The sequence below is a fragment of the Subtercola endophyticus genome (genome assembly GCF_021044565.1).
Taxonomy (GTDB): domain Bacteria; phylum Actinomycetota; class Actinomycetes; order Actinomycetales; family Microbacteriaceae; genus Subtercola; species Subtercola endophyticus.
The window spans coordinates 245,046-259,425 of sequence record NZ_CP087997.1; the positions used below are offsets into that span (position 1 = coordinate 245,046).

Annotated in this window: 16 protein-coding genes; 5 read left to right on the forward strand and 11 right to left on the reverse strand. The window is 63.3% G+C overall.

The genetic code is table 11. The features are described 5' to 3' along the window. The first annotated feature begins 72 nt into the window (after positions 1-72). Both LQ955_RS01220 and LQ955_RS01225 read left to right on the forward strand, forming a co-directional pair. Positions 73-666, forward strand: a complete 594-nt coding sequence (locus tag LQ955_RS01220) for a sigma-70 family RNA polymerase sigma factor (protein ID WP_231026429.1) — start codon at positions 73-75, stop codon at positions 664-666. Beyond that, the gene (locus tag LQ955_RS01225) at positions 663-1,553 is read left to right on the forward strand and encodes an anti-sigma factor (RefSeq protein WP_231026430.1); all 891 of its coding nucleotides are present in this window, start codon (positions 663-665) and stop codon (positions 1,551-1,553) included. Before LQ955_RS01220 ends, LQ955_RS01225 begins: the two co-directional genes overlap by 4 nt. Here LQ955_RS01225 and LQ955_RS01230 read toward each other — a convergent pair. The 5 genes from LQ955_RS01230 to LQ955_RS01250 form a co-directional block, all read right to left on the reverse strand. Continuing rightward, positions 1,550-2,563 (reverse strand): endonuclease domain-containing protein, encoded by a 1,014-nt coding sequence (locus tag LQ955_RS01230; RefSeq protein ID WP_231026431.1) that lies wholly within the window; start codon positions 2,561-2,563, stop codon positions 1,550-1,552. The genes LQ955_RS01225 and LQ955_RS01230 overlap by 4 nt on opposite strands. A 206-nt stretch (positions 2,564-2,769) precedes the next feature. After that, positions 2,770-3,549 carry a phosphate ABC transporter ATP-binding protein PstB gene (gene pstB / locus LQ955_RS01235; RefSeq protein ID WP_231026432.1) on the reverse strand — a complete coding sequence of 260 codons (780 nt, stop codon included), beginning with the start codon at positions 3,547-3,549 and terminating at the stop codon, positions 2,770-2,772. Between the two features lie 49 nt (positions 3,550-3,598). Continuing rightward, a complete protein-coding gene (pstA, locus tag LQ955_RS01240) occupies positions 3,599-4,699 on the reverse strand; it encodes a phosphate ABC transporter permease PstA (RefSeq protein WP_231026433.1) in 1,101 nt (366 codons plus the stop codon). Next, the gene (gene pstC / locus LQ955_RS01245; protein ID WP_390623413.1) at positions 4,696-5,889 is read right to left on the reverse strand and encodes a phosphate ABC transporter permease subunit PstC; all 1,194 of its coding nucleotides are present in this window, start codon (positions 5,887-5,889) and stop codon (positions 4,696-4,698) included. The genes pstA and pstC overlap by 4 nt, the downstream gene beginning before the upstream one ends. A 126-nt stretch (positions 5,890-6,015) precedes the next feature. Then, a complete protein-coding gene (locus tag LQ955_RS01250) occupies positions 6,016-7,140 on the reverse strand; it encodes a phosphate ABC transporter substrate-binding protein PstS (RefSeq protein ID WP_231026434.1) in 1,125 nt (374 codons plus the stop codon). 421 nt (positions 7,141-7,561) lie between these two features. Here LQ955_RS01250 and LQ955_RS01255 point away from each other — a divergent pair, with 421 nt between their 5' ends. Together LQ955_RS01255 and LQ955_RS01260 are read left to right on the forward strand one after the other, a co-directional pair. Beyond that, positions 7,562-8,356, forward strand: a complete 795-nt coding sequence (locus LQ955_RS01255; protein WP_231026435.1) for a tyrosine-type recombinase/integrase — start codon at positions 7,562-7,564, stop codon at positions 8,354-8,356. Positions 8,357-8,391: 35 nt separating this feature from the next. Next, positions 8,392-8,919, forward strand: a complete 528-nt coding sequence (locus LQ955_RS01260) for a DUF2510 domain-containing protein (protein ID WP_231026436.1) — start codon at positions 8,392-8,394, stop codon at positions 8,917-8,919. 61 nt (positions 8,920-8,980) lie between these two features. On the opposite strand, the gene LQ955_RS01265 is transcribed toward LQ955_RS01260, so the two are convergent. Next, positions 8,981-9,211, reverse strand: a complete 231-nt coding sequence (locus tag LQ955_RS01265; RefSeq protein WP_231026437.1) for an AsnC family protein — start codon at positions 9,209-9,211, stop codon at positions 8,981-8,983. Positions 9,212-9,912: 701 nt separating this feature from the next. Between LQ955_RS01265 and LQ955_RS01270 the strand changes: the two genes are divergently transcribed. After that, positions 9,913-10,080 (forward strand): hypothetical protein, encoded by a 168-nt coding sequence (locus LQ955_RS01270; protein ID WP_231026438.1) that lies wholly within the window; start codon positions 9,913-9,915, stop codon positions 10,078-10,080. Positions 10,081-10,126: 46 nt separating this feature from the next. Here LQ955_RS01270 and LQ955_RS01275 read toward each other — a convergent pair whose 3' ends face one another. The 5 genes from LQ955_RS01275 to LQ955_RS01295 form a co-directional block, all read right to left on the reverse strand. Then, on the reverse strand, positions 10,127-10,600 hold the full coding sequence (locus tag LQ955_RS01275) for a hypothetical protein (RefSeq protein ID WP_231026439.1): 474 nt from the start codon (positions 10,598-10,600) through the stop codon (positions 10,127-10,129). A gap of 248 nt (positions 10,601-10,848) precedes the next feature. Next, positions 10,849-12,885: an SGNH/GDSL hydrolase family protein gene (locus tag LQ955_RS01280; RefSeq protein WP_231026440.1), complete on the reverse strand. Its 2,037-nt coding sequence runs from the start codon at positions 12,883-12,885 to the stop codon at positions 10,849-10,851. 65 nt (positions 12,886-12,950) lie between these two features. Next, the gene (locus LQ955_RS01285; RefSeq protein ID WP_231026441.1) at positions 12,951-13,523 is read right to left on the reverse strand and encodes a hypothetical protein; all 573 of its coding nucleotides are present in this window, start codon (positions 13,521-13,523) and stop codon (positions 12,951-12,953) included. A gap of 13 nt (positions 13,524-13,536) precedes the next feature. Beyond that, the gene (locus LQ955_RS01290; RefSeq protein ID WP_231026442.1) at positions 13,537-13,878 is read right to left on the reverse strand and encodes a hypothetical protein; all 342 of its coding nucleotides are present in this window, start codon (positions 13,876-13,878) and stop codon (positions 13,537-13,539) included. Between the two features lie 9 nt (positions 13,879-13,887). Beyond that, positions 13,888-14,379 carry a hypothetical protein gene (locus LQ955_RS01295; RefSeq protein ID WP_231026443.1) on the reverse strand — a complete coding sequence of 164 codons (492 nt, stop codon included), beginning with the start codon at positions 14,377-14,379 and terminating at the stop codon, positions 13,888-13,890. Position 14,380 lies beyond the last annotated feature (1 nt).

Sequence of the window (14,380 nt, forward strand, 5' to 3'; positions counted from 1 at the left end):
TTTCGAACGCTGCTTCGAATACCCGATGTCAAGACCAAACCCGGTCTCACGTCGAAGAGGTGGAAAACTGAGATGCTTAAGCTCGTGACTCCCCACATCGAACGTGACGACCCTGCGCCGGAGGTGAGTCTGGACTCCCTTCTCGAACGGGTGGCCACGGCCGACCAACGGGCGTTCTCCGAGCTGTACGACAGGGTCGCTCCTCGGGTTTTGGGCCTCGTCAGAAGGCTGCTCGTCGACCACGCTCAGTCTGAAGAAGTGACTCAAGAGGTTTTTCTCGAGATCTGGAAAACGGCGCCCAAGTTCGACACCGAACGTGGGGCGGCAATGTCGTGGATCCTCACCATGGCGCACCGCCGGGCAGTCGACCGGGTTCGTGCGTCGCAGGCAAATCACGTTCGCGACCTCAAGATCGGCATTCGAGACCTAGAGCGCGAGTACGACCAGACCTCTGAAACCGTAGAAATACGAATCGAACACGAGCGAGTGAAGAAGGCGATGGGGCAACTCACCGAGTTGCAACGTCAGGCCATCAGCCTCGCTTACTATGGCGGCTACAGCCACAGTGAAGTAGCAGAACTTCTTCATGTGCCAATCGGCACGGTGAAGACTCGATTACGCGACGGAATGATCCGCCTGAGAGATGAGATGGGGGTGACCAAATGACCCGCGATGATGAATACCTGTCGTCTGGTGCCTATGCCCTGAACGCGATGACGGCCGACGAACTGCGCGCTTTCGAGCGTGCGTTGGCTGAGTCGCCCGAGCTGCAGCGCGAAACCGACGAGCTGAGCGCCACGGCCACTCTGCTGGGATTGGCGACCGCGCCGGTCGAGCCGCCCGCGTCTCTGAAGGCCTCGCTGATGGCGAAGCTCGCCGAAACTGCTCAGGATGCTCCGGCCTCACCGCGGGCATCCACCCCGTCGAGCGTTGCCGACACCGAGCAGACCGAGACGCACGAAATCTCGGCGGGCGAGGGCGCGAGCGTGCCGGAGTACGACATTCCGTCGACGCCGGAGATCGCTCCCGCATCCGCCAACGGGTCGGGTTCTGCCGCCGCCAAGGCCAACGCCCGCTGGTTCACCAAGCCGATGGGCGTTCTCGTTGCCGCTGCTGCGGCCGTCGCCCTGTTCGTCGGCGGGGGAGTGGTGGGAAACGCGCTCACCTCGAGCCCTCCCGCGACCTCGCAAGACGCCTCGGCCAGCTCGCTCGCCCAGATCTTCTCGGCCGCCGACGTGCAGAGCACCCACACGTCGGTCGAAGGCGGCGGTCAGGCGACCGTCGTCTGGTCGAATTCGGTCGGATCCGCCGCCGTTGTAGCGCAGGGCATGCCCTCGCTGCCGGCAGACAAGACCTACGAGGCCTGGTACATCAGCGGCAGTTCGGGAGTCGCGACTCCCGCCGGAACGTTCGTTCCCGGCGGTGACGCCACGACCTGGCACGTGCTGAGCGGCAGCCTGACCGCCGGAGACACCATCGGCGTCACCGTCGAGCCCGCCGGCGGCTCTCAAACCCCCTCCACCACCCCCATCCTCGCCGTCAGCGCCGCCTAACCCTCTCCCTCCTCTTGCACCTCCGTCGAGTTTGCGAAAAGTGCTCCAACCTGGCGTGGTTGGGGCACTTCTCGCAAAGTGGATTGCGTCGCCACGGCTCGAGTGAGAGCATCCGTGATGTCACGAATAGTTCGTGAGGGGTGGGTGAAGAGCCCGTCGTCGTGAATGCGCAGTACGTCCCAACCCGCGCGCATGAACCGTTGCCAGCGAATCACGTCTTTGCGGTACTGGGCCTTCTTCGTGCGGTGCTGATCGCCGTCGTACTCGACGATCACGCGATGCTGCCGAAAGACGAGGTCCGCCCGGCCGATGCGGCCCGTGGCATCGTAGATCACAGGGTTCACCGCGGGTTCGGGCAGCCGAGCATCCCGAATGAGGAGTCGCAGTAGCGTCTCGGGCCGCGACTCGGCACCCTGCCTCACCAGTTCGAGGGCAGCGGATGCCCGTGCCTTACCCCGCCCGTGAAACTCAGCCGTTCGTGCGCGCAGCTCGGCCAAAGCGACATACGGACGGGGATCGGCGCGATCTTGAACCTCTGGCTCCAGAACCAGGTGGTCACCCGCAACCACCAACTCCTTCAACGAGAGTTGCGCGGCTAGGCCGAGCCAGGTGTCAGCAGCGTCGGAACAGGGGAGCCCGAAGCGCCGAACCACAGACCGTGGAGACGCGGTGTCTTTGCTCTGGTGCCCTCGAACCCCACGAACCCGTGACGCGGCTCCCGGAGCCGCGATGGTCACGTGCACCTGCTCCGCTCTTACTCGCCAGGGCGGCAGCGGAACGAGCCACAGTTGCGCCGCAGATTCATGACTGAACCATTCTCGGGGCCGAAGGCGTGGAGCGAAGGCCTGGATGGCCGTGGCGGTCGAACGCGGTGGCAGGCGTACCCCGGGGAACGGGCGCTTCAGATCGCGGCCGCGAAGCCGTGACCGCGAGAGCCCGCGCAGGCGGGCCTTCTTGACGCTGAACGGATCGCGCTGAAGAGGATGTGGCAGCAGTACATGTCGTGGCATGCCCCCATAGTGCCCATCCCCAGCCTCCACCCCCTCGACTTATCCACACCCCTCTCTGCCCTCCCCGCGTGCCTAACCTTCTCGTGCCCCTCCCGCCGAGCATCCACTTTGCGAAAAGGCCCCCAAGAACTCGATCTTGGGGGCCTTTTCGCAAACTCGACGGGATGGGGGAGGGGGAGGAGAGGGAGAGGGAGGGGGGCCCGGGGTTAGCCGAAGCGGCCCGAGACGTAGTCCTCGGTTTCTTTCATGGTGGGGCTGCCGAAGATGGTGGTGGTCTCGTTGAACTCGATGAGCTTGCCGGGCTTGCCCGTGCCGGCGATGTTGAAGAACGCGGTGCGGTCGGAGACGCGGCTGGCCTGCTGCATGTTGTGGGTCACGATGACGATCGTGTACTCCTCTTTCAGCTCCGTGATGAGGTCTTCGATCGCGAGCGTGGAGATGGGGTCGAGGGCCGAGCAGGGCTCGTCCATCAGCAGAACGTCGGGCGAGACCGTGATGGCGCGCGCGATGCAGAGACGCTGCTGTTGTCCGCCCGAGAGGCCGCCGCCGGGCAGGTTGAGGCGGTCTTTCACCTCGTTCCACAGGTTCGCGCCGCGCAGGCCCTTCTCGACCAGCTCGTCGGCGTCGCTCTTGGCCAGGCGGCGGTTGTTCAGCTTCAGACCGGCGAGCACGTTGTCGCGAATCGACATGGTGGGAAACGGATTCGCGCGCTGAAACACCATGCCGACCTGGCGGCGAACAAGCACGGGGTCGACTCCGGGTGCGTAGAGGTTGTTACCGTCGATCAGCACCTCGCCTTTGACGTGGGCACCGGGGATCACCTCGTGCATGCGGTTGAGCGTGCGCAAGAACGTGGACTTGCCGCATCCCGATGGCCCGATGAAGGCGGTGACGGTTCGGGGCTCGATGGTGATCGATACCCCTTCGACGGCGAGAAAGTCGCTGTAGTACACGTTGAGATCGTTGACTTCGATGCGCTTCGACACGGGTTTCCTTTGTACGTTGGTTCGTGAAAGTCGGGGAACGGATGCGCGTTTAGCGCATGCCCTTCGGAGCGAAGATCTTCGCGCAGACCCGCGCGATGAGGTTGAAGATAACCACGAGAATCACCAGCAGCAGAGCGGCACCCCACGCCGAAGCATTCGAGGCGGCGATGTCTTTGCCGGGAAAGGCGTAGCCGGTGTAGGCGAGCACAGGAAGGGTCTGCATGGGGCCCTCGAACGGATTCGCGTTGAAGTTGTCGGTGAAGCTCGCGGCGATGAAGATCGGCGCGGTCTCGCCGATGACGCGGGCGACAGCAAGCATGATGCCCGTGATGAGCCCGGCAATGGCCGTCGGCAGCACGATCTTCACGATGGTCGAGAACTTCGACACCCCCAGCGCGAAAGACGCTTCGCGCAGGTCGTTCGGAACCAGCTTCAGCATTTCTTCACACGAGCGCACCACGGTCGGAATCATCAGCACACACAACGCGATCGAGGCCGAGAAGCCGCTGAACGCTTTCGGGCCGACGATGATCGAGAACAGCGAGAACGCGAACAGACCGGCGACAATCGAGGGGATGCCCGTCATGACGTCGACCAAGAACGTGACGGCGCGAGCAAGCCCCTGTTTGGGCAGCGCGTATTCGACTAGATAGATCGAGGTCAGCAGCCCGATGGGAATCGAGATGAGGGCGGCGATACCCGTGATGATCAGGGTGCCCACGATGGCCTGCAGAGCGCCGGGCGTCTGGGTGACGGTCAGTGTGTTGGGGTCGAACGACGAGCTACCCACCGACGTGATGTAGCTCCAGCTGATCTCTCCGGCACCCTGAGCGATCACGGTAGCCAGTGTGGATACCAGCGGAATCAGTGCGAGCAGGAAGGCTACCGTGACCAACCCGCGAACGACGCGGTCGGTCGCCTTGCGACGGTTCTCGACGACGCTGGAAAGAATCGCCAGCGCGATGAGATAGATCACGGCCGTGAGTACGAGCCAGCCGACGATGCTGAAACCGACGAGCAGCAGCAGCAGGGCCGAGACGAGAAGCGAGCCGCCCAGAATGTAGAACTCGGCAAAACGGGGCAGCTGGCCGGTGGTCAGCGAGTTTGCGACGGGGCCGGTGGGCTTGGTGCGCGGGCTGAGAACGCTCATTTGCCTGCTCCTTCGACGTCGTCTTCAGAAATATGCGGTTCGGTGTCTACGTCGCTCGCGCGACCGTCGCGGTTGACATCATCGAGAGTGACAATCACAGCGGAATCGCCGGAAGGCAGCTGACTGAGCGGGCCGGGGCCGCTCGACTTGCTGCCGCCCTTCTTGCGTTTGCCCCTCTTGCCGCCGACGATCGCCCGGGCGATGGAGTTGACCGCGAGCGAGATCACGAACAGCATCAGACCGGTGCCGATGAGGGCGTCGCGCTGCAGTGTCGTGGCGATCGGAAAGTTCAGGGCGATGTTCGCGGCGATGGTCTGCGAGTTCTGGCCCTCGGTGATGAGCCGAACCGAAACCAGGATGGCCGGGGAGATGATCAGCGCAATGGCCATCGTCTCGCCGAGCGCTCGGCCCAGGCCGAGCAGAGTGGCGCTCACGATGCCCGACTTCGCGTAAGGAAAGACCGACAGGCGAATCATCTCCCAGCGCGTCGCTCCGAGAGCGAGTGCGGCCTCCTCGTGCAACCGAGGCGTCTGCAAGAAGATCTCGCGCGAGATCGAGGTGATGATCGGCAGAATCATGACCGCCAGCACCAGTGCGCCGGCGAGGATGGTCGAACCGGTCGTTGTGACGGGACCGCCGAACAGTGGAATCCAGCCCAGGTTCGCGCTCAGCCAGTCAGACAGCGGCAGCAGAAACGGGCGGATGACGATGATGCCCCAGAGACCGAACACGATCGAGGGCACCGCAGCCAGCAGGTCGACGAGGTAGCCCAGGAGGCTGGCCAGACGGCGCGGCGCGTAGTGCGAGATGAAGAGGGCGATGCCGATTCCCACCGGGGCCCCGAAGAGCAGCGCGATGGCCGCGGCCCAGAGTGTTCCCCAGATGAGCGGGCCCACGTAGGCCCAGAAGTTGGGGAAGGCGGCTGTGGGGCCGGTGTTCAGATCGCTGTTCGTCGACCAGTCGGCCGTGATCGCGGGGATAGCCGAGATGATGAGAAAGAGGGCGACACCGGCCAAGATGACCATGATGAGAATGGCCGAGCCGGTGCTGAGGCCCTTGAAGATGAAGTCGCCGAAGCGAAAGCTCCCGGTCGACCGGGTGGCGGAGCCGTCTTTCGGCGGCTCGCCACCCGGTCGGGTGGAACCAGGTGCTTTGGTCGACCCGGACGAGCTCGTGGGAGCAGATTGCACTGAAGTTTTGTCGCTCACAGCGTTCTTTCTTGAGAGTTCGTGCGGGTCGGTGGAGCCTAGGATAGCGGCGAAAATTCGTGCCGCGCTAGGGGAGGGGCGCCCGTTCAGGACGCCCCTCGCGCTCGCTTATTTGACGTTCGCCAGCGATGCCTGAATCTGCGTCAGCATCGAGTCGGGGATCGGAGCCGAGCCGGCGTTCTTCGCGGCGATCTGCTGGCCGATGGTCGACGCGACGTAGCCGACGTACGACTTGGTCAGCGAGGCCTGGGTGGCGTCTTTGAACGTGGAGCAGACGATCTGGTACGAGATCAGCGGGATCGGGTAGATGGTCGCGCCGGTCAGCTTGCTGTAGTCGAACTTCTGCGACAGGTCACCCGTGGTGGTGGGAACCGTGGTGGCGCCCGCGGTGAAGGCTGCGGTTGCGGCATCCTGGCTGAAAGCGACCTTGTTGATCGTCGCGGCGGTCGCGTTGCCGATCGCGCTGTGGTCGGCGTAACCGATGGTTCCTACACCGGCGCCGACGGCCTGGACAACGCCCGAGCCACCCTTCTGCGCGCTGGTGCCGGCGACGGGCCAGGTGTTGGCGGCCGGGTACGGCCAGTCGGTCGGGTCGACAGCGCTGAGGAAGTTGGTGAAGTTCTGCGTCGTACCCGATCCGTCTGAACGGGTCACCGTGGTGATGGCCGTCGTGGGAAGAGTCACGCCGGGGTTGTCAGCAGCGATCGCCGGGTCGTTCCAGGTCGTGATCTTGAGGTTGAAGATCTGGGCGATCGTGGCGTTCGAGAGGTTCAGCGTGCTCACGCCGGGAAGGTTGTAGATGAGCGCGACCCCGTCGAGGTAGACCGGGAAGTTGAGCCCGCCACCCGTGCCGCAGATGGCCTGCGAGCTGGTCTGCTGGGCGGCTTTGAGGGGGGAGTCGGAGCCGGCGAAGTCGTAGCTGCCAGCGAGCCAGTTGGTGACGCCACCGCCCGAGCCCTGCGACTTGTCGTAGTTGATGGTCACACCGGCGACCTGAGCCGTGTAAGCGGTGCTCCAGGCGTTCTCGGCGTTGGCCTGTGCGCTCGAGCCACCTGCGGTGATGGTGCCTTTGAGTGTGGAGTCGAGCGTGGACGTGACCGCCGCGCTCGTCGAGGTTGCGGTCGATGCTGCGGTGCTCGATCCGGTGCTGCTGGTCGATGACGAGCAGGCGGAGAGCGCGAGGGCGGCCGCTACGAAGACGGCTCCCGTCGCAGCTACATTCTTGAACTTCACTGTGTTCCCTTCAATTGGGTAGTCATCAGCACGCTGCTTGACGATTCGGGCGCAGGTGCTGGCAGGCCGGTGCAGGCCCTTGACGAAGGTAAACGCCGACCGTGACCACGTTCCCCCCACATGGTGAACAGGAGGTTACGAGTCTGCGAACAAGCGGGGCGGCAGTATGGATAACGTAACGTCGCTCGCTTCCCGCCGAAAGGTGTCGTGAAAAGTGACGAAACCAGTCGCATTCTTGTTTCCCCAGGATTTAGCCGAGGTTCCTCCCACAGTAGAGACTCTTGGCCCTCTAGAACTAGCTCCCAGTACTGGGAGTGTCCCCCAAACGCAGGACACAACAGACTCCGCATACGGCACTCCCACGAAGGGGAGCAATTTGCAGGGGGGAACAATGGTGTTCACGTCTTATCAGAATCACTTGATGGCAAAGAGGCAGTCGGAGCTCACAATCAAGCTGAGACTCTTCCACATGAGAGCGTTGGAACGGTCGCACAAGGATCTGTTCAAAGTCACCCCAGTGCAACTCGACCGGTACCTTGCTCAGCACCCGCAGTGGTCGGCTGAGTATTGCGGGTCGGTGATCGCGTCGTTCCGGTCGTTCTATCGGTGGGCGGTCATGGCGAAGAAGGTTCGAACGAATCCGGCCGAGTATCTGCAGAAGCCGCGCATCGACGAGAAAGAAGCCGTGGTCATTCCCGACGCGGTCATTGAGGCAGCGCTCGAGCGGTGCACCCTGGACGAGGCGGCCATGCTTTTGCTGGGTCGCCAGTGCGGGCTGCGGCGGTCGGAGATAGCTGGGCTCAAGCTCTCCGACCGGACGAGTCGTCAATTGATGGTGCTTGGCAAGGGAGGCAAGACGCGGTTCGTTTCCGTGGGTGGGGACCTCCTCGACTGCCTCGAAGCCATGGAGCGCCTTGACCCTGACCGGAAGTACTACTTTCCGGGCCGCTACGGCGGCCACGTGACCGGTGAGCACATCCGCCACCACGTGCTGACGCTCACTGGCTACAACCCGCACTCGCTCCGTCACGCGGCCGGCACGGCGTTCTACGAGCGTACGAAAGACCTCCGGCTGACGCAGGAATTCCTAGGACACTCATCGTCCCGGACGACGGAGAGGTACACGCACGTGAGTCGCGCCGCGCTCATCGAGGCCACCGAGATGGCCGGGGTGCGATCGATTGGAAGGTTCAAGCCCACCCAGCAAGCGGCGTAAGAGTATGCTTTCCCTCATTAATTCGAGGGGGAGTCATGGCGTGGTCGGCGGGCTGGTATCCGGAAGAAGGCGGCGGCGAACGGTACTGGGACGGTAACGGGTGGACGCAAGCCACTCGCGGCCCGGGGGTGCCGCCAGCGCCGAAGCCGCGGTTCAAGTGGTGGTACGCCCCGATCATCATTTTCGGGTTGATCGGTTTGGCATTCGGGGCGGCATGGATTGTGGGACAGTCGCACCACACGACCGCCACTGCGCCTCTCGCGGCCGCCCCGAACATTCCGACGGGATTCACGGACATGGGCGGCGGTGTCGCGATCGAGTGGGACAACAACCCCGACTGCAGCTACTACACCGCGTGTGTCGAGTTGACCGCGTACGCGTACCAAGACTGCTCGAACGGTCTCTACATTGAGGCGAACGTGCTCGACTCCGACAAGACAATCGTCGACACCACAAACGACCTCGTCTCGTCAGTACCGGAAGGGCAGAAGGCGAAGTCTGTTCTGGGGTGGATGAACGCTGCAGGGACGGGCGTTCACGTGACGAAGATCAACTGCTACTGACGCCCAGACGCCTGAAACGAACGAAACGAGCCCCTACTCTGCCGATGATGGCGGGTAGGGGCTACTTGTATTTTTCCCACGCGGACTGCTTGCTTGTGCCGAGCGCGGCACCGATGGACTCCCACGATTCGCCGAATGAGCGGGCGGCTTCGACTTCGTTCTTGGTGAGCTTGTCGAGTTCGGTTCGAATGAGGGTGAGGTGCTCGAGGCGCGTGGTGGTGGAGGCGTCGTCGGGGGCGAGAGTTTCGCTGATGGTTCCGAGGAGGTTGCGGAGTGACTGGTTGATGTCCATGCACTAAGTATCGTCAGGATTGCCTGACGTGTCAAGGTTTCCTGACGAGCGGTTTTCGTGATGTCGCCGCCCACTTGTACCCTGGGACTCACGCGCAGGCCGGTGCGCTCCGAACGATGGGAGCGAGCATGGCAGCAGAGAATGACAGGGGCGGATACCCGGCAGGCACGAACTGGGATTCGACAGACGACTTGTGGTTGGAGACGGGTTCGATCCCGCCGAGGTTCCGGCACTACGACGACGGCGTGTGCGTCTGGCCCGGTGCTGACGGAAAGACCCCCGAAGGCTGGGACGGGGAAGTATCCGCCCATTCAGGCGTTCGTTGTGCGGACCCGCAGGAGTGGCCGGAGTCGACGGCCGGTAACGACGAAAAGCCCCGCCCCCCACCTCGTGAGAAGTGAAGAGCGGAGCTACGTTTCAACTTTGTACCCCTTTAGTGGGGGGTGGGCTTTGAGTTCGGTTCACATTAATGTGAGTGGCCTACCATGGGGGAAATAATTGCTCACCACAACACGGCCCGAACCGAGCCACTACGAACAGGTCACCGCGAAGATACGGGCGCTCAAAGTTGAGCGACGCGCATCCGCACAGCAGTACCGGGCTGAGCTGCGAGCATTGAAAGATGAACGCAAGGCCGGCCCCGGAATGGCGGAGTAATGACTCTGGGGGCGTCTAGCACCACGCCGGCTAAGAAGTTGGTCGTGTGCTCGAAGTGCGGGCACGCCCCGACCGGACGAAAGACGAGCGGGCTGCGGGCATGGCTCACCCGCAGCCCGAGGTCGACGCGCTGCGATCATCTCGTGGTCGAACAGGATGCTCTCGCCGACCAGTGGGAGTACTGCGACTGCACCGACAAGTCGCACCACTGATATAGACAAAGGAACGCCCCACCTTTTCGGATTGGTGGGGCGTTCCTTAGAATCCGTACTCCGTTTTCAAGCTTGCTACCTGGGTTGTGCGGTCCGTGCTGGTCATCGCGAAGGGCCAGTAGATGACCTTCTTGATGTCGCAGTTCGAGAACGTGGTGCCGAATGCGCCCAGCGACAGCACTGAACCGAGCCCTGACCCTGCGTCGCCTGTAACCTCGGTGAGGTTGTCGAGACGCGACACTGAGGACGTGCCGTTGAACACGGACAGGTAGACGTGCCACGGTGAACCGATCGTCGCCGCGACGGTCAATGCCGTACCCGAATACGTGCGCATTCCAGTGTTGGCCGAGTTGCCTTGCACGTTCACTGCGGGAACACCTGAACCGGTCGCCGCCTCAAGCACGGTCGCGGATGCGGTGTGCCACCTGACGACGGTTGCGACCGTGTGGGGGGTGACGCGAGCGAGCGCGCCGCCTAACGAGTTCGAGTTCGCTTTCACGAAGTGGACGAAGAAGTTCACCCCATCATCTGACCCGAGGGTAGGCGCAGTCGCCCCGACAATCGTTGAACCGGATGCGGTCAACGCCACACCCGAACCCGCCGCGTCCACCCACGATGTAACTGGGTCGAGTGCGTTCCCGATCGGATACCGGGAATCGTAAACACGGGTCGACCCTGGAATAGCTACGGTCGGAATCCCAACAGGCAGAAGGCTCAGGTTCGAACCGGTGAAGGCGAGTGGTGACTGTTGCGAAATGCCTGTTGCCATTAGATGACCCTCGTTCCGAGATGGGCGGGAATGCCAAGCGCTTTGACGGCCTGACCCTTAGTGTTGAGGTGCACGTTGTTCGGGGTTTCGGTTGATGCGATGTAGCGGGTGTCGAGTGTTCCGCCCGCGGTGGCCTCTACTTGATGTCCTGTGTCGAACGCCTGCACGGCACCGCCTGCGAGGGCGCGGTTGGATTCGTTGAACGCCAACCTGACCGTTTCTCTGGCGCTGTCTGTTGCGGTGCCGTTCCGTGGGGAGACGGTGCCGTAGAAGATCGCGTTGGAGAAGTTCGCGCGGAGGATACCCATGACGACGTTCTGTGATGCCTGCACGGTCGCGAGGGAGTTGCCGTTGAAGATGTCATTCGAGCCGAGATCCTCAAACACGGCGTCTGGCAGGCTGAGACCGTAGTACTTGGCGTACTTCCACGCGGTCGAGTCGTTCCATGTCGCATACAGCGAGCCATGGTTGGCGAGGATCTGCGCGAAGCAGCCGTTGGCGAGTGCCCAACGGGTCGCATAGGAGTCGTATACCGGGATCGTGGACTCAGATGCTGCGGTGAGTGAATCGCCGTGGAACATGACGACATGCACCTTGGAGTCGATTTCGCATTCAATCCACACGTCGAGGGGTGTGTACTCCTGCAACGTCTGACCCGACACGGCACCGACCGTCGCAGCGTCAGTGGATGCGGCGGAAGTCCAACCCCCGCCGACGCCTTTCTGGTTGTTCTGCGCCGCGCACGTATACCCGAGGGAGATCATGTGTTCGGCGTAGGGCACGAACTGCGAACCCGCCGCGGTGACCCATCCTGAGACGTATTCGGCACCAGCGGCGTCAGTCGTGAATGCGCCTTGCACCTGGGTTGGTGCGGACGCCCACTGACCCGACAGCGACCCGTCAGAGTTCACAACTTGCGTACCGAACCAGATACCCGTCACGCTCAACGAACCCGTGTATGCGGTCGCTGCCCGGTCGCAGAAGTTCCGGATATGCACCCGCCACCGGTTCGTTTTGACCGCCAGCTTTTTCGGCCAACGGATCTGCACGTTCGTTTGCGTGTCGATAAACGGGGCGACGTTCGACGCGGAGCAGTTCAACGGTGTGCCTGCGAGACGGAAGGTTGAGCCGACGCTCGCCGGGTAGTAGCCGTTCGTGCCCGCGCGGGCGAACCACTCCTTCAGAACCTCGTTCGGGGTCATCCCGTCGACGCCAATTACATTCTGAGCCCACCGACGAGTTACGGGGTCGAATGTGCCGCCGAGGTACGGCGCATTGTTCGTGATCGGTGTGCCAGACCATGGCGCGATAAGCCCAGCCGGCGCGACGACTTCGCCTGTGATCAGGTCGTACAGGCTAATGCGTGCGCGAGCATCGGTCCACGAGTGCGGCGGCGTGCCGAGGTAGACGGGAACCCTCGGGTTCCCGTTGAGGCTGGTGTTGACTTGGCCGGGAATGTCCGCAGCAGTAACAGCTGCGGGGACTGCTGTGTTCACCGCGCTCGTGACGGCGGCGGTTGCGCCCGCGGCCGATGTTGCTGCCGCCGAGGCAGACGTTGCCGCCTGCGCTGCGGACACTGCCGCTGCACCAGCTCCCACGACGCCCGCTTGAGCCTCCGCCGCCGCATCCTGCGCGACCTGCACGGCGATAGCAGCCTGAGCGACGAGCGTTGAGGCGTCGCCAGGGACGTTGAGCGTCAGCACGGGCACCATGCCACCGAAGTACGGCACAGGGGTGCCCGCAGCACCCGCGGGGAACGTCTTCACGGTCGAGACGGTGCCGGCGAACTGCCCGAACGTATCCATCACGCCCATGGTCGTGACCCACTGCACTGGGTTGCCGGACGAGTCGGTGTCGTCCATGCCAGTGACGGTGAGGGTGCCGCCGTGGAACGTGTACGTCACGGGCAGGGGAAGGTGAATCTTCCCCGCCGAATCGACATACTCAGCCGCAGGCGCGATCGCCACGTTCGTGTTGTCGGCAATGGTCGACGACGGCCCGACGAGAGCAGAAATGGTCATGATACGAGCGGCCATCTTGACTCCTTTGGGCAAAGCGAAACGCCGCCCAGAATTGGACGGCGCGAGGGTGAAGCGGGGTGTTACTGGACGTTCGCCGGGTCGGCGGGAACCGCAGGCACGGGGTCGCTGGTGACGATCGCTGTGAGGGGCGCTGACGGGTCGGCAGGAGACTCCTGGACAACCGGGGCGAGTTCGGGTTCCGGTGCAGCCACAGGCTCTACGACGGGCGGAGCCGGGGCAACCTCGGGGACGGTCACGGCGCTCACGGTGTCGGTCGGCGTCAGATCAGCAGGCGGCGACGCAACGAGTGACTGTCCCACGGGATTCTCGACCGGCAGCGAGGTGATGACCGCGGGCGCGCTCGAGCTCGCAGTGCCCGCGTCGACCGGGGCGGTGTACGCATCCGGCAGCCCGTGAATGAGGATGTCACCCGCCGACAGTGCGCCAGCCAGCACCGACATGATGACCACCGCGGCGACGGTCAGGAGCACGAGGAACCAGTCGACGGTCAGTAGCGAGCCTGCGGTGACGACGACACCGCCGGTGACGAACAGGGCGATGCTGGCGCGGGCGGTCTGCCATGCGGTGCGGAGAAACGCGGTGAGCGCGGCCTGCCGGTTCGCGGCAGGGAACAGCGTGGTAGCGAGGGACATGGGGGGATTCTCCTTAGTTGGGGTTCTGTTCCCGGAGCTTGCTGCTCGGGGATGGTTCTTTGCGCTGCGGCCACGGCATCAGGCTGTCGATGGGCACACCCAACGACACGAGTTGCACACGGAGCGCCTGCGCGTACTCCGTCATTTGGCCGCGGAAGTCAGCCTCTGAGTCTGCGCGGGCGAGCGCCTCATCGCGTTGCTGGATGATGTCGACTTTGCGTTTCGTTTCACGCGCACTCATGCCACCACGGAGTTTCAGGAGCCCGTCGACGATGTCGCGGATGAACGCACCGAAACCGCCGACACCGATGACAGCGACGACAAGGCCGATGAAGTTGGGGTCAGTGAAATTCACGCCAGCCCCCTAGTGTTCGCGTGGGACGGCGTTCTCTGTCCTTCTCCGCAGTGCACTACGCACTCGGGTGAGGAAGGTGCCAGACCCGGGGTCGTATGTGAAAATTTGCAGTTCGATGTAACGGCGAACAAGGGTGAGTGTCGCGATGACCACGAGGATCACGGCAACGAAAATGGTGAAGTTGCTGAGCGCCACATAGCCGAGCACGAACGCGTAGATCAGACACCCGGAGATCGCAGCACCGGTGCCTGGCACTTCTATCGCCCACACCCGCGACAGGCGGCCCACAAACCCCAGCAGGCCGCCCAGCAGCAGCAGGATGCCCCAGAGGACGATCAACCATTCCAGGCCCGCGAGAGCCTTGGAAACTGTCGCTGGGGTGGCGAGTACAGCGAAGCTCCCGGAGCAGAAAACGCCGAAGTAGATCACCAAGTCGATGACCCGGATTACGGCTTCTTTCGTTTTCCGGGATTCGTTCATTCGAGGGTCAGTTGCGACCATC